At 69.7% G+C, this 20,930-nt stretch carries 20 protein-coding genes; 7 read left to right on the plus strand and 13 right to left on the minus strand.

All coding sequences use genetic code 11. The features are described 5' to 3' along the window. Positions 1 to 155: 155 nt before the first annotated feature. The 7 genes from MFF22_RS04025 to MFF22_RS04055 form a co-directional block, all read right to left on the minus strand. Positions 156 to 428: a Txe/YoeB family addiction module toxin gene (locus tag MFF22_RS04025; protein WP_238247654.1), complete on the minus strand. Its 273-nt coding sequence runs from the start codon at positions 426 to 428 to the stop codon at positions 156 to 158. After that, positions 425 to 679, minus strand: coding sequence for a type II toxin-antitoxin system Phd/YefM family antitoxin (locus MFF22_RS04030; RefSeq protein WP_238247655.1), 255 nt, complete (start codon positions 677 to 679; stop codon positions 425 to 427). The genes MFF22_RS04025 and MFF22_RS04030 overlap by 4 nt, the downstream gene beginning before the upstream one ends. A gap of 61 nt (positions 680 to 740) precedes the next feature. Continuing rightward, positions 741 to 1,619 (minus strand): cytochrome-c oxidase, cbb3-type subunit III, encoded by an 879-nt coding sequence (ccoP, locus tag MFF22_RS04035; RefSeq protein WP_238247656.1) that lies wholly within the window; start codon positions 1,617 to 1,619, stop codon positions 741 to 743. A 3-nt stretch (positions 1,620 to 1,622) separates the two neighbouring features. Beyond that, positions 1,623 to 1,781 (minus strand): cbb3-type cytochrome c oxidase subunit 3, encoded by a 159-nt coding sequence (locus tag MFF22_RS04040; protein ID WP_370877577.1) that lies wholly within the window; start codon positions 1,779 to 1,781, stop codon positions 1,623 to 1,625. Beyond that, positions 1,778 to 2,524, minus strand: a complete 747-nt coding sequence (gene ccoO, locus MFF22_RS04045) for a cytochrome-c oxidase, cbb3-type subunit II (RefSeq protein WP_238247657.1) — start codon at positions 2,522 to 2,524, stop codon at positions 1,778 to 1,780. Before ccoO ends, MFF22_RS04040 begins: the two co-directional genes overlap by 4 nt. 61 nt (positions 2,525 to 2,585) lie before the next feature. After that, on the minus strand, positions 2,586 to 4,220 hold the full coding sequence (ccoN, locus tag MFF22_RS04050) for a cytochrome-c oxidase, cbb3-type subunit I (protein WP_370877581.1): 1,635 nt from the start codon (positions 4,218 to 4,220) through the stop codon (positions 2,586 to 2,588). A gap of 267 nt (positions 4,221 to 4,487) precedes the next feature. Next, the gene (locus MFF22_RS04055) at positions 4,488 to 4,889 is read right to left on the minus strand and encodes an MAPEG family protein (protein ID WP_238247659.1); all 402 of its coding nucleotides are present in this window, start codon (positions 4,887 to 4,889) and stop codon (positions 4,488 to 4,490) included. Between the two features lie 120 nt (positions 4,890 to 5,009). Between MFF22_RS04055 and MFF22_RS04060 the strand changes: the two genes are divergently transcribed. From MFF22_RS04060 to MFF22_RS04070, 3 genes are all read left to right on the plus strand, one after another. After that, the gene (locus MFF22_RS04060; protein ID WP_238247660.1) at positions 5,010 to 5,756 is read left to right on the plus strand and encodes a Crp/Fnr family transcriptional regulator; all 747 of its coding nucleotides are present in this window, start codon (positions 5,010 to 5,012) and stop codon (positions 5,754 to 5,756) included. A gap of 374 nt (positions 5,757 to 6,130) precedes the next feature. Beyond that, the gene (locus MFF22_RS04065; RefSeq protein WP_306424660.1) at positions 6,131 to 7,957 is read left to right on the plus strand and encodes an ATP-binding protein; all 1,827 of its coding nucleotides are present in this window, start codon (positions 6,131 to 6,133) and stop codon (positions 7,955 to 7,957) included. 2 nt (positions 7,958 to 7,959) lie between these two features. Continuing rightward, the gene (locus MFF22_RS04070) at positions 7,960 to 9,633 is read left to right on the plus strand and encodes a putative bifunctional diguanylate cyclase/phosphodiesterase (RefSeq protein ID WP_238247661.1); all 1,674 of its coding nucleotides are present in this window, start codon (positions 7,960 to 7,962) and stop codon (positions 9,631 to 9,633) included. Between the two features lie 36 nt (positions 9,634 to 9,669). On the opposite strand, the gene MFF22_RS04075 is transcribed toward MFF22_RS04070, so the two are convergent. The 5 genes from MFF22_RS04075 to MFF22_RS04095 all read right to left on the minus strand — a co-directional run bounded on the left by MFF22_RS04075 (position 9,670) and on the right by MFF22_RS04095 (position 14,005). Then, complete coding sequence (locus MFF22_RS04075; protein ID WP_238247662.1) at positions 9,670 to 10,233, minus strand: hypothetical protein; 564 nt, start codon at positions 10,231 to 10,233, stop codon at positions 9,670 to 9,672. A gap of 188 nt (positions 10,234 to 10,421) precedes the next feature. Next, the gene (locus MFF22_RS04080; RefSeq protein WP_238247663.1) at positions 10,422 to 10,817 is read right to left on the minus strand and encodes a hypothetical protein; all 396 of its coding nucleotides are present in this window, start codon (positions 10,815 to 10,817) and stop codon (positions 10,422 to 10,424) included. Between the two features lie 243 nt (positions 10,818 to 11,060). Further along, positions 11,061 to 11,648, minus strand: coding sequence for a class I SAM-dependent DNA methyltransferase (locus MFF22_RS04085; protein ID WP_238247664.1), 588 nt, complete (start codon positions 11,646 to 11,648; stop codon positions 11,061 to 11,063). Beyond that, a complete protein-coding gene (locus MFF22_RS04090) occupies positions 11,645 to 12,784 on the minus strand; it encodes an acyl-CoA dehydrogenase family protein (RefSeq protein WP_238247665.1) in 1,140 nt (379 codons plus the stop codon). Before MFF22_RS04090 ends, MFF22_RS04085 begins: the two co-directional genes overlap by 4 nt. 51 nt (positions 12,785 to 12,835) lie before the next feature. Next, positions 12,836 to 14,005, minus strand: a complete 1,170-nt coding sequence (locus tag MFF22_RS04095) for a glycosyltransferase family 2 protein (protein ID WP_238247666.1) — start codon at positions 14,003 to 14,005, stop codon at positions 12,836 to 12,838. Between the two features lie 258 nt (positions 14,006 to 14,263). Between MFF22_RS04095 and MFF22_RS04100 the strand changes: the two genes are divergently transcribed. After that, the gene (locus tag MFF22_RS04100) at positions 14,264 to 15,457 is read left to right on the plus strand and encodes an MFS transporter (RefSeq protein WP_238247667.1); all 1,194 of its coding nucleotides are present in this window, start codon (positions 14,264 to 14,266) and stop codon (positions 15,455 to 15,457) included. Between the two features lie 56 nt (positions 15,458 to 15,513). Here the strand turns inward: MFF22_RS04100 and MFF22_RS04105 are convergent, their stop codons facing one another. After that, complete coding sequence (locus MFF22_RS04105; protein WP_238247709.1) at positions 15,514 to 16,932, minus strand: M20 family metallopeptidase; 1,419 nt, start codon at positions 16,930 to 16,932, stop codon at positions 15,514 to 15,516. A 193-nt stretch (positions 16,933 to 17,125) separates the two neighbouring features. Between MFF22_RS04105 and MFF22_RS04110 the strand changes: the two genes are divergently transcribed. Genes MFF22_RS04110 through MFF22_RS04120 form a run of 3 tightly spaced genes read left to right on the plus strand, consistent with a single transcriptional unit; the run spans position 17,126 to position 20,780 of the window. After that, complete coding sequence (locus MFF22_RS04110; protein ID WP_238247668.1) at positions 17,126 to 18,913, plus strand: peptide ABC transporter substrate-binding protein; 1,788 nt, start codon at positions 17,126 to 17,128, stop codon at positions 18,911 to 18,913. Positions 18,914 to 18,928: 15 nt separating this feature from the next. Then, positions 18,929 to 19,888 carry an ABC transporter permease gene (locus MFF22_RS04115; protein ID WP_238247669.1) on the plus strand — a complete coding sequence of 320 codons (960 nt, stop codon included), beginning with the start codon at positions 18,929 to 18,931 and terminating at the stop codon, positions 19,886 to 19,888. Continuing rightward, a complete protein-coding gene (locus MFF22_RS04120) occupies positions 19,854 to 20,780 on the plus strand; it encodes an ABC transporter permease (RefSeq protein ID WP_238247670.1) in 927 nt (308 codons plus the stop codon). Before MFF22_RS04115 ends, MFF22_RS04120 begins: the two co-directional genes overlap by 35 nt. Positions 20,781 to 20,930: the final 150 nt, after the last annotated feature.

A 20,930-nucleotide genomic window follows, 5' to 3' on the forward strand; every position in this document is an offset into this window, starting at 1 on the left:
CAGGCCCCCGACGCCGCCACTCCCCGTCATTGCGAGCGCAGCGAAGCAATCCAGGGATGCGCGACGTCCGGAAACGGGCCGCCGCCCCTGGATTGCTTCGCTGCGTTCGCAATGACGATGGGAGGAAGCGGCCTAAGCGAACGCTGTCGATGCTTCTAATCGTCGTAGTGCCAGCGGCATTGGGCGATCTCCAGGACTTGGTCGTCACCGGTCCCCCTCACCCGGTAGACCAGACGGTGCGTCCCGGTGATCCGGCGCGACCACCAGCCCTTCAGGTTGCCCCGGAGGCGCTCGACTTTGCCCATGCCCGAAAACGGCGTCCGCATGCTATCCTTGATCAGGTCGTTGACGCGGGCGAGGACGACCGGGTCGGCGGACTGCCAGTACAGATAATCCTCCCAGGCATGCGCGGACCAGACGAGCTTCACCGCTCGATGAGCCCCCGCTCCGTGCCGGCCCCGGCGTCGAGCTCCGCGATGCCTTCAAGGAGGCGCGTCGCGTTCGCCGGTGTAGAGAGCAGGTGCATCGTCTCGCGCAGGCTCTCCAGTTCGGCGAGGGGCATCACCACCATGTCGGGCCGGTTCTGCCGGGTGACGACCAGCTCCGTCCGGTCCCGCTCCACCCGGTCGAGATGCGTCGCGAGCTGCGCCCGGAACTCCGTGTAGGTCACCTGCGGCATGGCACGCCCCGATATGTACAGATTCCTGTACATATCGGGGTGCGACCGGGGCTGCAAGCGCCTACCGCCCGCCCCCGAACCCGTGAACGTAGACGGCCAGCGACTTGATCGTCGCCGGATCGAGGCGGCCTTCCCAGGCGGGCATCACGCCCCGGCGGCCGTTGGTGATCGTGGCCACCACCTGCTCCGGAGCGGAGCCGTAGAGCCAGATGCCGTCCGTCAGGTTGGGGGCGCCCATCTCCGGATTGCCCTTGGCCTCCGGGCCGTGGCAGGCGGCGCAGTTGCCGGCGAAGATTTCGGCGCCCTTCTCGACGCTCGCGCCCGGCACCCCCGGCTTGCCCGAGCGGGAGAGGACGTAGGTGGCTGCCGCCTCCACGTCGGCGGGCGGCAGGATGCCGTCGCGCCCGAAGGCCGGCATGTCCCCGAGATGCGCCTCCCCATGGCCGGAGCGGGCGCCGAACCGGATCGTCCGCTCGATCTCTTCGGGCGTGCCGCCCCAGAGCCAGTCGTCGTCCTGCAGGTTCGGGTAGCCGATCCTGCCGGTGGCGGCGGTGCCGTGGCAGGCGGCGCAGTTGTCGCCGAAGGCCGCCTTGCCGGTGGCGAGGGCGAGGCGGAGCAGGGCCGGATCCGCCCGGATCTGCGCCACCGTGGCGTCGGCGAGCTGCGCCTGCCCCCGGGCGTCGCGCTCCCGGCGGACCGCGGCGACCTCGCCAAGCACCTTCGCCCGCTGGGAATAGCCGAGCACCCCCGACGTATAGCCGCCCACCAGCGGCCAGGCGGGGAAGAGGATCCAGTATCCCACCGCCCAGACGATCGTCGCGTACAGCGCGAAGAGCCACCAGCGGGGCAGCGGGTTGTTGTATTCGCGGATGCCGTCCCATTCGTGGCCGGTGGTCTGCGGGCCGGCGGACGGGGAACCTGGAAGGGCGGGCTCGGCCACGGCTCAATCCTCGATCAAGGGGAGGTGGGCGGCCGCATCGAAGCGGGCGCGGTGGCGCGGCCGGAAGGCGTAGAGCACGACGGCGGCGAACAGGACGACGAAGTACAGGAGGCCGCCGGTCTGCGCGAAGGCGGCTGCGCTCTCGTAGGTCACGGCGCTCACCTCAGGTTCTTCTTGTCTTCGTAGATCTTGAAGTCGACCATGGTGCCGAGCACCTGGAGGTAGGCGACGAGGGCGTCCATCTCGGCGACCTGCCCCTTGTCGCCGGAGAGGTCGCGGAGGGTGGCGCCGGGGTAGCGGCGCTGGAGGTCGGCCGCGCCGGGACCGTCGGGATCGAGCTGGGCTTTCAGGTCGTTGCGGGCGAGCGCGATCATCTCGTCGCTGTAGGGGACGCCGAGCGCCCGATTGGCCTTGAGATCGTCGGCGATGGCCTCCGCCTCGAGCGGCCGGTCGAGGAAGGCATAGGGCGGCATGATCGAGGCCGGCACCACGGCGCGGGGGTCCCGCAGGTGTTCCCGGTGCCACTGGTCCGAATACTTGCCGCCCACCCGGGCGAGGTCTGGCCCCGTGCGCTTCGACCCCCACTGGAACGGGTGGTCGTACAGGCTCTCGGCCGCCAGGGAGAAGTGGCCGTAGCGCTCGACCTCGTCGCGCATCGGCCGGATCATCTGGCTGTGGCAGAGGTAGCAGCCCTCGCGGATGTAGATGTTGCGGCCGGCAAGCTCGAGCGGCGTATAGGGGCGGATGCCTTCCACCGTCTCGACCGTGCTCTTGAGGTAGAAGAGCGGCGTGATCTCCACGAGGCCGCCGATCGCCACGACGATGAGTGCGCCGAACAGCAGGAGGACGGAGTTCTTCTCGAAGATCTCGTGCCTCTTCCAGAGGCCGGGTTGGGCGGTGGCCATCGGATCGTTTCCGTGATGGGGCGGTGGGTGGGGCCACCCGCGCGGGCGGCCCCGGAGCGGGTCACTCGGCCGGTGCGAGGGCGGCGGGGCCGGGGAGCGCCGCGCCGGCATCGGCGGTCCTGCCGGCGATGGTCATGGCGAGGTTGTAGGCCATGATCAGCGCGCCGATCAGGAACAGTACCCCGCCCATCGCCCGCACGAGGTAGTAGGGCTGCATCGCCTCGACGGTCTCGACGAAGGAGTATTCGAGGAAGCCGAGGCTGTTATAGGCGCGCCACATCAGGCCCTGCATGATCCCGGCGACCCACATCGCGGTGATGTACAGGACGATGCCGAGCGTCGAGATCCAGAAGTGCCACTCCACCAGCTTGAGGGAGTAGACCTCCTTGCGGTTCCACAGCCACGGCACCAGGCAATACAGGGCGCCGAAGGAGATGTAGGCCACCCAGCCGAGCGCCCCGGAATGGACGTGGCCGATGGTCCAGTCGGTGTAGTGCGACAGGGCGTTGACGGCCTTGATCGACATCATCGGCCCCTCGAAGGTCGCCATGCCGTAGAAGGCCAGCGACACCACCATGAACCGCAGGATCGGGTCTGTGCGGAGCTTGTCCCAGGCCCCCGAGAGGGTCATCAGCCCGTTGATCATGCCGCCCCAGGAGGGCATCCACAGCATGATCGAGAAGGTCATGCCCAGCGTCTGCGCCCAGTCCGGCAGGGCCGTGTAGTGCAGGTGGTGCGGACCGGCCCAGATGTACATGAAGATCAGCGCCCAGAAGTGGATGATCGACAGCCGGTAGGAGTAGATCGGCCGCTCGGCGCGCTTCGGGACGAAGTAGTACATGATGGCCAGGAAGCCGGCGGTGAGGAAGAAGCCCACCGCGTTGTGCCCGTACCACCACTGGATCAGGGCATCCTGAACGCCGGAGAAGATCGGGTAGGACTTGGAGCCGAACACCGTCACCGGCAGGGCGAGGTTGTTCACGACGTGCAGCATCGCGATGGTGACGATGAAGGCGAGGTAGAACCAGTTCGCCACGAAGATGTGGGGTTCCCGGCGCTTCATGACCGTGCCCAGGAACACCAGCAGGTAGACCACCCAGACGAGGGTGAGCCACAGGTCGGCGTACCATTCCGGCTCGGCATATTCCTTCGACTGGGTCACCCCCATCAGGTAGCCGGTGCCGGCGATGACGATGAACAGGTTGTAGCCGAGCACCACGAACCAGGGCGCGAGATCCCCCGCCAGCCGCGCCCGGCAGGTGCGCTGGACGACATAGAACGAGGTCCCGATCAGCACGTTGCCGCCGAAGGCGAAGATCACCGCCGAGGTGTGAAGCGGCCGCAGGCGCCCGAACGTCGTGTATTCGAGGCCGAAGTTCAGGGCCGGCGCCCAGAGCTGGAAGGCGATGATGCAGCCCACCAGAAAGCCGGCGATGCCCCAGCCCATGGCCGCGACGGCCGCGAATTTGACCGGCCCGAAACGATAGTTCGGCTTGCCCTCGATTTCCTGCGGCGGGGGCGCCGCGGGCCGGTGCTCGTAGCGCTTCAGGAGGGCCGCGAGCCCCGCCGCCGCGGCCACGGCGAACAGGGCCATGTGGATGCCGAAGGGCGTATCCACCGCCCGGGCCGAGGCGATGGCGCACAGGAACGCGCCGCCGAGCAGGAAAAGGCTCAAGCCCGCCTCTCCCTCCGTCATGTATTTGCGACCGGATATCGCGGCCATGGCTCGCTCGTGACGCCTCGCACAGGGATCGGTCCTGCTGCGTTAGGCACCCGCCGAAGGGCGAACCTTGACCTGAATCAAAAGGCTCCGGCCGGGGAGGGCCCCCTGCCCTCCCCCCGTCGCGGGGAAGCCCCCGGGGCGCCCGGCCTCACACCTCTTCCGCCGGTCAGGCTTGGAAAAAATGCTGCAGTGACAAGAGCCCGAAGCGCCTTCTACGAACCACGGACGTGAGACAGCGTTTCAGCTCCCGGTGAACAGGCGGACGGCCATCATGGTCAGACCGGCCATGGAGACCACATAGACCAGCGTGCGCCAGACGCGGATGCCGGCGAGGTAGAGCGGGATGTAGAGGATCCGGGCGGCGAGCCAGACCACGGCGCCCACGGCGCCGACCCCGCCGGTGCGGCCGGTGACCGCCAGGGCGAGCGCCAGGGCGATCAGCGCCGGCCACGTTTCCTTGTAGTTCTCGAGGGCCCGGGCGGCCCTTCCGGCCATCACCCCGAGGGGGGCCTGCGCCCCGTCCCGGGCCCCCATGTTCCAGTCCGGACCGCGCTCCCGGGTGACGGCGCCACCCTGGATGGAGATGTGGACGACAAGAAGCAGAACCGACAGCGCGAGGACGATCATCTCCGTCGAAAGCATCGTGAGCCCTGTCCGCGCAGCCGGTGGAGGGCGCCGTCTCCCCACGGGAAAACCGACGGGAGCCCCCCTTCATGGCCACGTTCTGCCCTATAATCCCGCCGGTTACGATAGGGGAGCCCGATGACGGGAACGGTGGAGGCGGACAACCATCCTTTCGTCCGCAAGGTTGCGAGCGTCGCCCTGTTCGACCTCTCGGAACCCGAGCGGAAGGCCCTGGCGGGGCTGCCGATGCACGTGGCCCGATACGAGGCTCATCAGGACGTCGTCGTCGAGCACGACCGGCCGAACCGGTGCTTCGCCGTGCTGAGCGGCCTCGCCGCCACCTACAAGACCACCCGGGACGGCCGGCGTCAGGTGGTGGCCTACCATGTCCCCGGCGACGTGCCGGACTTCCAGAGCCTGCACCTTGAGGTGCTGGATTTCAGCATCAGCGCGGTGACGGACCTGCGCATCGGCTTCGTCGCCCATGATGCCCTGCGGGCGATGTTCGACGCGCACCCCCGGCTGGGGGACGTCTTCTGGCGGACCACCCTGATCGAGGGCGCCCTGTCCCGGGAATGGATGCTCAACAACGGCCGGCGGGAATCCTATCCGCGCATGGCGCACCTGTTCTGCGAACTGATGGTGCGCATGGAGGTCGTCGGCCTCGCGACGGGACACAGCTGCCCCCTGGCCCTGACCCAGTACGAGCTGGCCGACGCCCTCGGCATCTCCTCGGTCCACGTGAACCGGATCCTGAAGGAACTCCGGGAGCGGGGGCTGATCACCCTCAGCGGCGGCCGGCTGACGATCCACGACTGGACGGCGCTGGCCAGGGCCGGGGAGTTCGACCCGACCTACCTCCACCTCAAGGAGACCGATTCCTGACCGATCCGGCGGCGGAGGATGATCAGGGGGCCTTGATCACAAGCCGCCGGACCCGCGGGAGTGCAGGGCGCGACAGGGGGTGCGGCATGACCGGCCGGGGGCAGGCTGCTGAGAAATGACGATCCCTCGCCACAATCGATCCTCACCGAGGTTCCAATTTTTCTGCCGTATAATCCCCGCTGCTCAGTCAATCAGTAAGTCTATTCCTGAAGTTGTAGAGCACGCTTGTGCCTTTAATACATCATTAATGGTATCTCAATCCTAGATTGTAAGGAATTTATCAACAACAATCCGGCACTGTGTGTGTCGAGAATCGTCCGAAACGCGTTGCGCCTTGCCGTATGCGGAAGGACCGAGGATCGTCCAGAGGTTTGATGATGCTCAGCACGACAGGAAGCTCCGGCGACGCCCCGACGCGGATCGGGACTGTCGCGTCCATCGACGGCCTCAAGGTCAACCTCGCCCTCCACGCGACCGAGGGCCGGCCCGAGATCCGGGTGACCGTCGGCAAGTTCGTACGCGTCCTGGCGGGCGGCGCCGTCCTCGTGGGCATCATCACGACTCTGTCCTCCCGGGCCGAGGCCGGCTCGGGGCAGAGCGCCTATGCGGGCCTCGACCTCCTCGGCGAGATCCTGGGCGAGGGCGAGGACAAGCGGTTCCGCCGGGGCATCGCCCGCTATCCGGCGATCGGCGACATGGTCGACCTGTTGCCGCCCTCGGACGTGCGGGCGGTCTACCAAGTGTCCGGCTCCGACACGGTCTCGGTCGGCACCCTCTACCAGGACCCGGACACGCCGGCCTGCATCAAGATCAACGACCTCCTGTCCAAGCACTTCGCCGTGCTGGGGGCGACCGGAGTCGGCAAGTCGAGCGGCGTGGCGGTGATCCTCGATCAGGTCATGGGCGCGCAGCAGGCCGTGCGCGTCTTCCTCCTCGACGTGCACAACGAATACGCCTCGTGCTTCGGCGACCGGGCGAACATCGTCAACCCGCGCAACCTCAAGCTCCCGTTCTGGCTGTTCAACCTGGAAGAGATAACCGACGTCATCTACGGTGGGCGCACGCCGGTCGACGAGGAGATCGAGATCCTGGCGGAGACGATCCCCCTCGCGAAGACTAAATACCTCCAGTACAAGGATTCCTCAGACCGGGGCGTGGTCAAGCGGGGCCTCGGCAAGAATGCCGGCTTCACCGTCGACACGCCGGTTCCCTACACGCTCCAGGACCTGACCCTGCTCATCGACGAGCGGATGGGCCGGCTGGAGAACCGCGCCTCCCGGATGCACTACCACCGGCTGATCTCGCGGATCGAGACGATCCGCAACGATCCACGCTACGGCTTCATGTTCGAGAACGCCAATGTCGGCGGCGACATGATGGGCGAACTCCTCGCCCACCTGTTCCGGCTTGAGCCGGACGGCCGCCCGATGACGATCATGCAGCTTGCGGGCCTGCCTACCGAGGTGGTCGATGCGGTGGTCTGCGTGTTCTGCCGCCTCGCCTTCGAGTTCGGGATCTGGAGCGAGGGCGCCGTGCCGCTCCTCCTCGTCTGCGAGGAGGCCCACCGCTACGCCTCCGCGGACCGGTCGGTCGGCTTCACGCCCACCCGCCGGGCCCTGTCGCGCATTGCCCGGGAGGGCCGCAAGCACGGCGTGTTCCTCGGGCTCGTGACCCAGCGGCCGGCGGAGCTCGATCCGGCCATCATCTCCCAGTGCAGCACCCTGTTCGCCATGCGCATGACGAACGAGCGGGACCAAGCCTTCCTCGCCGCGGCGGTCACCGATGCGGTCAACCTCCTCGCCTTCGTGCCGTCCCTGGGCACCGGGGAGGTCATCGCCTTCGGCGAAGGCGTGCCGGTCCCCGCCCGGATGACCTTCGGGCAGCTGCCGCCGAACCGGCAGCCGCGCAACGACATGACCGGACGCGTGGCGGACGGGAGCCAGCCCCTCGCCAACGGCCCCTTCGTGGGGGCCGTGGTGGAGCGGTGGCGGGCCGCTACCATGAGCAAGCCCGCCGGTCTCGATATCGAAGGCTCGGTCGCGGCTCGCCTCGGCCGGGAGGCCGGCGCGGAGCAGGGCAACGGCCCTGCCCTCGATCAGGCGCATCGCCGCCTTCTCCGACGGACCCTGGAGCCGGCCGACGGCCAGGGTCAGCCCGAGGCGGGCCACCGCCTTGCACGGTCGCTGTGGCAGCAGGATTGAGCGTGAGCGCACCGGCGCATACCAGCCATCGGCGTCACCTTCTCGAGGCGGCCATCCAGGCCCTGCCCCTCGGGATCGTGGTTCACGATGCCCAGGGCCATTGCATCCTGGCCAACGCCGCCGCGCGGGACCTCGTCCCCGAGGCGGCGCAGGATCTTCCGTCGGAAGCCACGCCCCCACACGGGGCCAGCGTGGTGACGGAGGTGGCCGACCGGGTCGTGGAGGCGCAGGCCCGCGGGCTGAGCGTGGACAGCGAGGACTTCACTCTCACCACCCTGCTCGACGTCACGCAGCACCACGCGATCCAGCGGGACCTCATCGGCCGGGCCTACATCGACGCCCTCACCGGGCTGCCGAACCGGATGATGTTCGAGCAGAGCATCGAGGAGCTGATCGGCGAGGCTCACCTCACGGACCGCTTCGCCCTGGCCTTCATCGACCTCGACAACTTCAAGCACATCAACGACTATTACAGCCACGCCGCCGGCGACACGCTCCTGCGCAAGGTCGCGGACCGGATCCGCGGCGCCCTCCGCGCGAGCGACATGCTGGCCCGCCTCGGCGGCGACGAGTTCGTGCTCCTCCTGAACCCCGTGGACGATTGCACCGCGGCCTTCGCCGCGATCTGCGAGATCTCGGACCGGCTGAAGCAGCCCTTCTTCATCGACGGGCACGAAATCTTCGCCTCCGCCTCCATCGGCCTGAGCCTCTATCCGGACCACGGTACCAGCTACGAGACCCTGCGCCGCCAGGCGGACAGCGCCATGTACCGGGTGAAGGGCAGCGTGAAGGGCGGCGTCAGCATCTTCGAGGAAACGATGAGCCAGGCCGCCACCGCCCGCATGGCGGTGGAACAGCGGCTGCGGCTGGCGATCCGGGACCGCTGCTTCTGCTGCGCGTTCCAGCCCAAGGTCGACATGCGCAGCCACGCCGTGAAGGGCGTGGAGGTTCTCCTGCGGTGGCGGGACGAACTCGGCGTGATCCAGGCGCCGGGCGACTTCGTCGGCCTCGCCATCGAACTCGGCCTGATCAACGAGATCACCCTCCAGGTGCTCTCCGAGACCGTGCGGGCCATCCCCGACCTCGACGCCATGTTCGGCCCGGACGTCACCGTGAGCCTGAACATCGCCGCCAAGCAGGCCTGTGACGTACCGTTCATGACCGGCTTCTGCGAGGCGCTGGGGCGGACGGGCCTCGCCTCGCGCTTCATCCTGGAACTCACCGAGGAGGCTTTCTTCACCAAGGGGCGGTTCCAGCGGGAGGTGCTGCCGCGCATCCGGGAGATCGGCGCCCGGGTCTCCATCGACGATTTCGGGGTCGGCTACTCCTCCCTCGCCGCCCTGGCGGAGATCACCGCGGACGAATTGAAGATCGACCGCTCCTTCATCACCGACATCCATCGGCGCCCGCGCAGCCAGATCGTGCTCAAGGCGATCGAATCCCTCGGCCTCGCCCTGGGCATGTCCGTCGTCGCGGAGGGCGTGGAGACCTCCGACGAGGTCGCCTACCTCCTGGCCGCCACGCAGATCCGCTGCGCCCAGGGCTACTACTACGCCAAGCCGATGCTCATCGAGCAGATCCGGATGGAGGAGGACCGGCCCCACGGCGACCGCGGGGCCGCGAAGCAGCGGCGGGCCGCCACGAGCCGCCCGCCGCTCCTGCTCCGGCACGGGTGAGAGGCCCCCGCCAGTGCCGGGCCCGGATCCGGACCGTCAGTTCTCCGACGCGGTCTTGGCGCCGAGGGTGTAGGTTCCGGTCTTCTCGCCGACGACCTGCACCATGCCGTCCGCGAGGGTATTCAGGCGCTGGCTCTTGATGGTGATCCGACCGGAGAGCCCGGCGAACTTGCCCGTTCCGCCGATCCATTCACCGGTCCCCTCGGACGCCTGGGCGAGGGGCTGAACGGGGTAGTCCCACTTCTCGTAGGCGTGGTCTCCGTCCGCATCGACGTAGTCGGAGTAGCCGTGACTCTCCATCGTCTTCGCGGCGGCATCCACGGCGGGCATGCCGGTGCAGCGCCCGGCCATGTTGTGCAGGAGACCGCTGCCGGCCGCGTTGACCGCGGTCATCACGCTGGTGCTCACGGTCACGCTGCGCTGCGGCCCGATCTGCACCGGCTTGGTCGGCGACGGGTTCAGGCCGGTATAATAGATGTGATACTCGCCTTGAGCGGGAAGATCCCCCGCCCGGGCCGGCATCGGAGCCAGGCCCAGGACACCGGCCGCGACGAGGCACGATACCGCGGCGCCGAGGGCCGCCTGTCTGTTCTCGGACATCGAAACACCTCCCTCTTTTCTGCATGACGCGTGTCGCCGGACCCGAATCGGGCCGGGATCGACAGTATTCGCCTGCAGGAGACAGCGGGCCATGCCCCTTGAAGCCAGGTCGAATAAATAGTATTCACATATTCTTGTGCAGACGAATAATCATCATCCGCGGCCGCCAGCCTCGGATGCTTCCCCGGTCACGGCGCGGAACCGCTCCCGATACCGCCTGACCGGCCGACCCGTTGGCCGGCATCGCCGAGGCGAAGCTTCGCCGCCCGGCGGTTGACCAAGCCGAAGCGCAGGACGGATTGTTCCAGGAAGTCGATCGCATCCACGAGGTGGTCGCGGGCGGCGGAGAGTTCGGCCTCCTCCTCCGGCGGGGTCTCGGCCAGCTTCACGGCTGCGATCAGCACGCGGTCGCGCTCATCCTCGATCCGGGGATCGCGCTCGACATGGCCGCGCACGTCCGCGTCGAACGCCTCGATCACCAGCCAGGGCAGGTCGTCCTTGGCCAGCGAGCCCGGAAACCGCTGGGAGAGCCGGCGGGCGCGGTCCGCGGCGCGGGCGACGAGATCGGCGAGCGTGACGGCCACGGATCGGTCCTTCCTTGCGTTCCGCGACAGCCGAGGCTCCCTGTCCCGGGCCTGTAGCAGTGGGTTGGACCGGGGATCAACCTGACGGCCGCCGGGCCCGCAGCGCAGAAGTGGACGCCGGTTCGGCGTTGGAAAATGCGGCAAAAACAACGGACTCGCGGGCCTCCGCTGCCGTCATGGCGAGCAGGGGCCGTGAGGAGGTCGTCGATGGTGGAGAAACCTCGTCTCCTCCCAAAGACTTGTTCAAAAGCCTGCCAGGACATCGAGCCGGTATTTGTCCGTCCTGGTGTGGCCATGGACACGCAGGAACGCGTCGGCACCGCCGATGAAGCATTCTGCCGCCTCGTCGCCGGTCAGGGGATAGTGCGTCTCACCCGTCCAGTGCACGAGCAGGACGGCTCCGCCCGGCCTCAGGGAACCCCGGACACGCGCGACCAAGCGGCCGACGTCGGCGGCATCGAGATAATAGACGACCTCGGACAGGAGGATCAGGTCGAACGTGCCCTCCGGCCATTGATCGGGCACCCGGGCGAGCGCGAAACGGACATGTGGCAGGCTCCGGCACCGCTTGCGGGCTCGGTCCAGGGCCCGCTCGGCCAAGTCCACGCTGAAGACGGCATCGCAGCGCTGTGCCAGGGCCTCGGTCAGCACGCCGATGGAGCAGCCGACCTCCAGGGCGGAGGCGTACCGGGCCCGGGGCAGGGCCTCGAGGGAGGCTTGGTACTTCGCCCGTTCGTAGGCGCTGGTCTCGAATTGCCAGGGGTCCGGATCGGCGGCGTAGCGCTCGTCGAAATAGCTCGCCGGCAGCGAGTGGGCGTGGCGGTCCGTCATAGGTCCTCCGCGTCGAAGAGGTCACCGACCAGACCGCCGGCCTGCAGGATCTCCGCCGCCGCCGTGGTCAGCGCCCGGTCCGGCGCAGGCTGGCGCAGGTAGGTGGCGAGGTCACGGGAGAGCCGTTCCAGCGGGTGCCCGCGCAGGAAGCCCTGCAGGCCCACGGAGCGCTGGGCGAGTTGCAGCACGTCGAGGCCGGCCCTCTCGACGGCGATGCGGGCGAGGTTGACGAAGGCGACGATGCGCTCGGGGGCGAGTGCATCCTCGGCGACGATCCGGGCCGCGCGGCCGACCCATTGCCGGGCACCCTCCACCGCGATGGCGCCCTCGGCCATGCGGGCGAGCTGGTGCGGATCTCCGCACCGGCCCGTGGCGACGAGGTGCCCCCTCCACGCATCGAACACGGCTTCGATGCCGCCGAGCTGCGCCGCCGTGAACCGCCACGCGCCCCCCGAGAAGACCGGCTGGCGGTGGTAATTGCCCCAATCGCCCAGGATCTCGTCATCGGTGACGGTGATATCCTCGAAGTCGACGGTGCCGGTGGCGGAGGCGCGCATGCCGTGGGCGCGCCATCCGGACAGGTCGGCGCGGCTGCCGGGCTCCAGGGGCACGACCAGCATCAGCGGTGCGGTGTCGGGCGCCGTCTTGACCGTCACCAGGGCCCGCGTGACGAAGCCGGCGCCCGAGGCGAAGGTCTTCACCCCCCGGATCCGGTGGTCCCCGCCGAGCCTGAGGCACTCGCCCGGCGGGTCGGTATTCCAGACCCCGAACAGATGCCCCTCGCGCGCATCCGCGAACAGGCGCGCCCTCTGCGTGGGGGTCCCGTACCGGGCGATGAGCTGGAGGGCATTGACGTGGCCCTCGTACACGCGCCCGAGGGCGAGGTTGCCGTAGCCGACGAGCCGCAGCACCGTCGCGAGATCGCCCGCATCCGGCTCCTCGCCGAGGCCTGCGCCGCCATGGGCGGAGGGGATCGGCGCCGCGAGCAGGCCGAGGCGGCCGAGATCGGCGACGTCCTCGGCCGGGAAGCCGCCGTCCCGGTCCTGGGCGCTCGCGCGGAGGGCGGCGGCGGTCGCCACCTGCCGGGCGGCGGCGACGGCCCCATAGGTCAGGTTGGGCGGGGTCCTCAGGTCCATGCGCGTTCCTCCCGTCGGGCCGCGGCGGCACTGTCGATCAAGGCAGCGCCCTCATGCATCGCCGGTTCGCTCGTAGGACGTGGCTGTGAGATCGCCCGCGGCAGGTCTGCTCCCCACGGCACGGACCGCCCGGCCGAGATGTCCCGCCCCACGCAAAAGGCCAAGGACCAAGCCCGCCGCGCGGGTATGCCCCGGCAGCTCCCGGGGGCGGAGCGGGTGGTAGCCGAGCCTGGGGCTGGCGGCCTCGACCGCGGCGAAGACGGCGCCGAAGCTCGGCAATCCGGCGATGGACCGGGCCGTGTCGGCGCGAATGCCGAGCCAGGGCGCCCAGGCGCGTGTACGATCGAGCCGCCCCGACGCGTAGAGGCGCCGCAGCCGGCGCCGCCACGCGTAGCGGAACAAGGCCCGGGGCAGCGGCTCCAGGCGCGGGTCGCAGGGGCTCTCCGGCACCTCGCAGCGGAGCTTCATCGTGTCCGCCGCACCGCCCGGCGCCCGGCCGTCGAGGCGCCCCGAGGTGGTGACGAGGATGTCCGGGTCGTGGCGCACCCGCGCGTCGCTCGAGAGGAGCGAGGAGACGAAGGCCTTGTCCTCGCCGACCGCCAGCGGCGGCATGCCGCCGACCTGCCGGTAGGTGGCGAGCCTGACCGCGAGCGTCGCCCCGGAGGTCGTCCAGTGACGCGGCCAGGGGTCGTGCGGGATCGGATCGATCACCGCTTCGAGCGCGATCAACCGGGCCTCGTAGCCGCCCTCCAGCCCACCCCGCACGTGCAGGGCGGCGGGCAGGCGCGCCGCGTCGTCCGCGTCGAGGGCGATCCGGCCGGCCACCGCGTCGACCCCTTTCGCGATCGCCTGGAGGTTGCGGACGATCCAGTCGGCGGGCACCCGGCTGTCCGCGTCGGTGGTCAGGAGCAGACCGTCGAAGGGTTCGCCCTCGTCGAGCCAGTCGGCGGCCGCCTCCATCGCCTCGCGCCTTGCCCATCCCGCATGCGCGCCCACGAACGTCCGCTCGACCACCCGGACGGGGATCCGCAGCGAGGGACGGAGGGCTGCGACCACATGCGCCGTCCCGTCGGTGCAGTTGTTGAGGAACAGCAGGACGCCGATTCCACTTTCACCGATGCCCTGCTGGGCGGCCAGCGATTCCAGGCAGGCCGCGATCCGCTCCGCCTCGTTCCGGACCGGGATGGCGACCACGCACCTGAGCGTGGGCGCCGGTTCCACGGTCCCGATCGCGTTTCCAGTTTTCATAGCGCGACGGCCTCCGGCGGCGGTAACGGACTTGCCGGCACCCATGAACGGCAACCTCGGACAGGCGACTTCTTTCCTGAACGCCCGTGCGACCAATACGACCGCCATCGCCGGGGCCGCCCGCGGCGCCAGGATGGGGACGGCCGGTCGCCGCCCGCTGGGCATCCGCAGAAGGACAGGTCAGACTGGCCGGGTGTCCGCCGCGGCGGTCTGACGCCTGGAGCGGACGGCATGGATGCGCGGACCGAAGCGAAGACGCCCTGGACGCGTGTCCTGGCGGGGTCCTTTCCGGCCTTCGTGCTGCTGCAGGGTTCGCTCTTCGCCGCCTACGGCACCGAATCCCCCTTCCTTCCGAGCTTCCTCGCGGAGCGCGGCCTGACCCCGGGTGAGATCGGCGTCGCCCTCGCCGCAGGCACGCTGATGCGCCTCGCCGCAGGCCCGGTCGCCGGCCACCTCGCCGACCGCTACGACGCAACCCGGGCCGTGCTCGGCATCGCCGCCGCCGCGTCGGGGCTGATCTCCTTCGCCTACCTCGCCGGATACGGCTTCTGGCCGCTCCTGGCGGTGAGCGTGCTGCACGCCAGCGCCATCGCGGCGCTGGCGCCCCTCGCCGACACCCTCGCTCTCGCTGCCGCCAAACGGGAGGGCACCTTCGCCTATGGCTGGGTCCGGGGCGCGGGCTCGGCGGCCTTCGTGGTCGGGACCCTGTTCTCGGGGCTCCTCGTCGCCCGGGCCGGCCTGGCAAGCATCATCGTGTCGAGCGGTCTCCTGTTCCTCGTCATGGCGGCCGCCACGACCCGCGTCCCCGCCGCACCGCCGCCGGAAGGGCTGCCGAGCCTCGGCTTGGGCGGGATCCGCGAACTGCTGGCCCTCGGGCCGTTCCGGCGGCTTCTCGTGGTGGGGGCGCTCGTCATCGGCAGCCATGCCCTGAACGACGGTTTCGCCGTTATCCGCTGGCGCGGGGCCGGCCTCGGTCCGAGCGCGATCAGCCTGCTCTGGGCGGAGGCGGTCGCCTCGGAAGTGTTCGTCTTCGTGCTCGCCGGCCCCTGGCTCCTGGGGCGCCTGGGCATCGCCCGGTCCGCCCTCCTCGCCGCCGGGGCCGGTGCGCTGCGCTGGTCCGCCATGGCGACGACGACGTCGGCTCCGATCCTGGCCGTCGTTCAGCCGATGCACGGGCTCACCTTCGCACTGCTGCACCTCGCCGCCATGCGCCTGATCGTCGGGGTCGTGCCGGAGCGCCTCTGGGCCACCGCCCAAACGTTCTACGGCACCTTCGGGCTCGGCGTGGCCTCGGCGGTCCTGACCGCGGCAGGGGGCCTCCTCTACGGCGCATTCGGCGCCGGGGCGTTCTGGGTCATGGTGGCCCTCTGCGGGGTCGCGATGGCCTTCGCCCCGGGCCTGCGAGCGGCCGACGCCCCGGCCTGACCGGGCATGACCGGGGCCCCCTGCCCCGACAGGCCCGGAAAGCGTCCGGGACCGGCTCAGGCCACGGACATGCGCAGCGGCGGCCCGATCTCCGCCGGAAGGGGCGAGACGTAGCCGCCCGCGCCGACTCGCCGGGCGAGGTCCGCCCTGGCGGCCTCACGCAGGCCCTCGTCGGTGAGTGCCCGCACGGCCGTGGCGGCCATCGCCTTGGCGACCTGCACCATCGCCTTGTGGGCGGCCGGACTGCACCCCTGCGCCACCACCTGCCAGGTGTGGAACGGCGTGCCTACCGCCACCGTCGGCGCGTGGGCCTGCACGGTCGGCACCACCCAGCTCACGTCGCCGACATCCGTTGATCCGATGGCCGGGTTGCGCCGGGCGTCCAGGGGCACGAGAAAATCGGCCAGCGGTGCCTCCGTCCGCGGCATCCCGATGGCACGAAAGGCGGCATCGATATCGCCGTCGCCCAGGGTCGCCCGGATCGCCTGGGCGAAGTCGCGGTCGGCCTCGTCGAAATGCGGGGGGCCGAGCTCCTCCATCACCCCGTGCAGCGCCTGCTCGAGCGGGTCGTTCCCCAGGAGGTTCGACACGGCGCTGACGATCCGCACCTCGACCTCCGTCTCGGTCATCAGGGCGGCGCCCTGGGCGATCTTCTTCACCCGCTCCACCAGACCGAGCATGCCCGGAAGGTCCCGGGCCCGGATCGAGTAACGCACGGCCGCCCTCGCCTGGACGACGTTGGGGGCGATGCCGCCCGCGTCGAGATACGCGTAGTGGACCCGCGCGTCGGAGGGCATGTGCTCACGCATGTAGTTCACGCCCACGCTCATCAGCTCCACCGCATCCAGCGCCGAGCGCCCGAGATGCGGCACGGCCGCGGCGTGGGCGGTACGTCCGGTGAAGACGAAGTCCGCCCGCGTGTTGGCCAGGGCCAGGGGCGGGGCCACCTCCCAGAAGCTCGCCGGGTGCCAGGAGATCGCGACCTCCGCGTCCGCGAAGGCCCCCGCGCGCACCATGAAGGCCTTGGCGGCACCGCCCTCCTCCGCCGGGCAGCCGTAATAGCGCACGCGGCCGGGCGTTCCGGTCTCGGCGAGCCAGTCCTTGACCGCCGTGGCGGCGAGAAGGGCCGCCGCGCCGAGCAGGTTGTGTCCGCAGCCGTGGCCGTGCCCGCCAGCTTCCACGGGTCTGTGCGCGGCGACGCCCGCCTCCTGCGACAGGCCCGGCAGCGCGTCGTATTCCCCGAGGATGGCGACGACCGGGCCTCCCGCCCCGGCCTCCCCCATCACCGCCGTGGGGATGCCGGCGACGTGCTCGTCGACCCGGAAACCCTGGTGGCGGAGCTCCGCCACGTGCTCGGCGCAGGAGCGCGTCTCGGTGTAGCACACCTCCGGCATGGCCCAGACGCGGTCGGAGAGGGCGATCAGCCGCTCCTTCTGCGCATCGACGTGGCGCCACACGGTGTTGCGGTTGTCCATGGCCTCGGTCTCCGGGAGGGCGGCGCGGGCGGGCACGCCCGTCACGGGCGCGCCCCTGCAGGGTCGGGGCCATCAAACCATGGGGATCGGGTCCGTGGCGACACGTTTCGGTTGAAGCGTCACTGGCGCGCCCCTTGCCAAGGCTCGTGCCGGAATGATGCTGTTCCCATCTCGGCGGCAACCAGGAATGATCATGGACGAGCGGGACCTGCGCGGCCTCATAGGGCGGGTGAAGTCCGGCCAGCTGTCACGGCGTGCCTTCGTGCAGCGGATCGCGGCCCTGGGCCTGACCGCGCCGCTGGCCGGCCTGATGCTGGCCGATAACGGCGTGGCGGCGGCCGATCTCCGGACCGCCTACAAGCCCGCCAAGGCGGGCGGCGGCGGTGCGCTGAAGCTGCTGTGGTGGCAGGCGCCGACGCTGCTCAACCCGCATTTCGCGGTCGGCACGAAGGATCAGGAGGCGTCGCGCATCTTCTACGAGCCCCTGGCCGCCTGGGATGCGGAGGGCAACCTCGTGCCCGTCCTGGCCGCCGCGATTCCGTCGCGGGAGAACGGGGCGCTGGCGGCCGACGGCCGTTCGGTGACATGGACGATCAAGCCCGGCGTGACGTGGCACGACGGCAAGCCGCTCACCGCCGACGACCTCGTCTTCACCTGGGACTACGCCCGCGACCCCGCCACGGCGGCGGTCACGACGGGCTCCTACAGGGATTGCAAGGTCGAGAAGGTCGACGACCTCACGGTGCGGGTGCTGTTCGACAAGCCGACGCCCTACTGGTGCGACGCCTTCGTCGGCAATGTCGGCGCGATCATGCCGAAGCACCTCTTCAGCCCCTATGCCGGCGCCAAGTCCCGGGATGCGCCGCAGAACCTCGCCCCCGTCGGCACCGGGCCGTACCGGTTCGTGGAGTTCCGCCCCGGCGACATCGTCCGCGCCGAACGCAACCCGAGCTATCACCTGCCGAACCGGCCGTATTTCGACACCCTGGAGATGAAGGGCGGCGGCGATGCGGTCTCGGCCGCCCGGGCCGTGCTCCAGACCGGCGAATACGATTACGCCTGGAACCTGCTCGTCGAGGACGAGGTGCTCAAGCGCCTGGAGACCGGCGGCAAGGGCCGGGTCGATGTAGTCTTTGGCGGAAAGCTCGAATTCGTGCTGCTGAACACCACCGACCCGACCGTCGAGGTCGATGGGGAGAAGTCCTCCCTCAAGACCAAGCACCCCGCCTTCACCGACCCGAAGGTCTGCCAGGCGATGAACCTGCTCATCGACCGCAAGTCGATCCAGGACTACATCTATGGCCGCACCGGCCGGGCCACCGCCAACTCGGTGAACGGCCCGGAGCGCTTCGTCTCCCGGAACACCAGCTTCGCCTTCGACCCGGCCAGGGCCAACGCACTCCTCGACGAGGCGGGCTGGACGAAGGGCCCGGACGGGATCCGCGCCAAGGACGGCAGGCGGCTGAAGCTGCTGTTCCAGACCTCGATCAACGCCCCGCGCCAGAAGACCCAGGCAATCATCAAGCAGGCTGCCAGCAAGGCCGGCATCGAGATCGAGCTGAAATCGGTCACCGGCTCGGTGTTCTTCTCCTCCGACGCGGCCAACCCGGACACCTTCCCGCATTTCTATGCGGACATGGAGATGTACGCGATCAACATGACCCAGGCCGACCCGGCGACGTGGATGCTGCAATACGTCTCCTGGGAGGCCGCCACGAAGGAGAACAAGTGGCAGGGCCGCAACATCGCCCGCTGGCGCAACACGGAGTTCGACGCCCTCTACAATGCCGCCCAGACCGAACTGGACCCGGTCAAGCGCGCCGCCCTGTTTATTAAGGCCAACGACCTCGCGGTGTCGCAGAACGTCCTGCCCCTGGTCCACCGGGCGGAGGTGTCGGGTGTGGCCGCCAAGCTGGTGGCGCCCCGCAGCGGCTGGGACAACGACCTCGCCTTCCTGCCCGAATGGAGCCGGGACGCCTGAACGGGAGGCCGCGCCATGGGCGCCTACATCCTGCGGCGGCTGCTCATCGCGATCCCGAGCCTGCTCGGCATCAGCCTGATCCTGTTCGTCGTCCTGGCGCTGGCGCCGGGCGACCCGTTCGGCGAACTCGCCGCCAACCCCAACGTGCCCCCCGAGGTGCGGGCGGCCTTGCGGGTGAAGTTCGGCCTCGACGACCCGATCCTCACCCGCTACCTGCGCTGGCTGGTGGCGATGCTGCACGGCGACTGGGGCTTCTCCTTCGCCAGCCGGGTGAACGTCGATACGCTGATCCTCCAGCGCCTGCCGACCACCCTGTTCGTGGTGGGCTCGTCGCAGGTGCTGGCCCTGCTGGTGGCGGTGCCGGTGGGGCTCTACGCGGCCCGGCGGCCCTATTCCCTGGCGGATCAGGTCGCCAACACGCTGGCCTTCGTCGGCTTCTCCCTACCGACCTTCTTCACCGGCCTGCTGTTCATCCTGCTTTTCTCGATCAAGCTCGGCTGGCTGCCCTTCGTGTATCAGGCGGACCTGCCCGGTAGCGGGCTCGCCTGGGTCTGGGCGAACGTGCGGCAGGCGATCATGCCGGTGGCGGTGTTGGGCTTCTTCCAGGCCGCCTCCTACACCCGCTACGTCCGGGCCTCGGCGCTCGACGTCGCCCGGCTCGACTACGTCACCACCGCCCGGGCCAAGGGGCTCACCGAGGGCACCGTCACCCGCCGGCACGTCGCCCGCAACGCCCTGATCCCGGTGGTGACCCTGGTCGCCCTCCAGATCCCGGCGGTGTTCGGCGGCGCCATCGTCACCGAGCAGATCTTCCGGATTCCCGGCATCGGCTCGCTGCTGATCGACGCGATGCTCTCCAACGACACGCCGGTGGTGATGGCGGTGACCTTCGTGTTCGCCGCCCTCGTTATCCTGTTCAACCTCGTCGCGGACCTGCTCTATGGCTGGCTCGACCCTCGCATCGCCCTCCGTTGAGGCGCCGCCCCGCGCCCCGGCCTCGCCGGGGCGGGAGACGTGGCGCCGCTTCCGGCGGCACCGGCTGGCGCTGGCGAGCGTCGCCGTGCTGGCGGTGCTGGTGATGGGCGTCCTGGTCGGCGGGCTGGTCTGGCCGGTCGCCATCGACGACATCGACTTCGCGGCCCAGCTCCAGGGCCCGTCCTGGGACCACCCGTTCGGCACCGACGACCTCGGCCAGGATCTGCTGGCGCGGATGATCTCAGGCGGCCGCATCTCGCTGGCGGTCGGCTTCGTGGCCATGGCGGTGGCGAGCGTGATCGGCATCGTGGTCGGCGCCCTGGCGGGCATGTCGCGCCGCCTCCTCGACCCGGCGCTGATGTGGCTCACCGACCTGTTCCTGTCGTTGCCGCAACTGCCGCTGCTGCTTCTGGTGATCTATTTGTTCCGCGACACGCTGAAGGCCGTCTTCGGCGTCCAGGGCGGCGTGTTCGTGATGATCGTCGCGGTGATCGGCGGCTTGCGCTGGATGCCGGTCGCCCGGCTGGTGCGGGCGCAGTTCCTGACCCTGCGGGAGAAGGAGTTCGTGGAGGCCGCCCGCTCGCAGGGGGCGACCACCGGCCACCTCGTGCGCCGTCACATCCTGCCCAATGCGCTGGGGCCGGTGATCGTGGCTGCCTCCATCGAGGTCTCGGCGGCGATCATTGCGGAATCGACCCTGTCGTTCCTCGGCCTCGGCTTCCCGCCCGATATCCCGACCTGGGGCCGGCTGCTGTTCGACGCCAAGGACCATCTCGACGTCGCCCCGCACTGGGCGCTGTTTCCCGGGGCGGCGATCTTCCTGACGGTTCTGTCGATCAACTTCATCGGCGACGGCCTGCGGGACGCCCTCGACCCGCGCCGGGTGCTGTAGCGGATGCGCGGCGTCTCTCCCCCACCGTCTTTGCGAGCGCAGCGAAGCAATCCAGTGCAGCGGGACGTCTCGGAGCGTGGCGGGTCCCTGGATTGCTTCGCTGCGCTCGCAAAGACGGGGTTGGCAGCCGTGGATGTCGAGAAGCGCCGT

This window comes from Methylobacterium persicinum (assembly GCF_022179525.1).
Taxonomy (GTDB): Bacteria; Pseudomonadota; Alphaproteobacteria; order Rhizobiales; family Beijerinckiaceae; genus Methylobacterium; species Methylobacterium persicinum.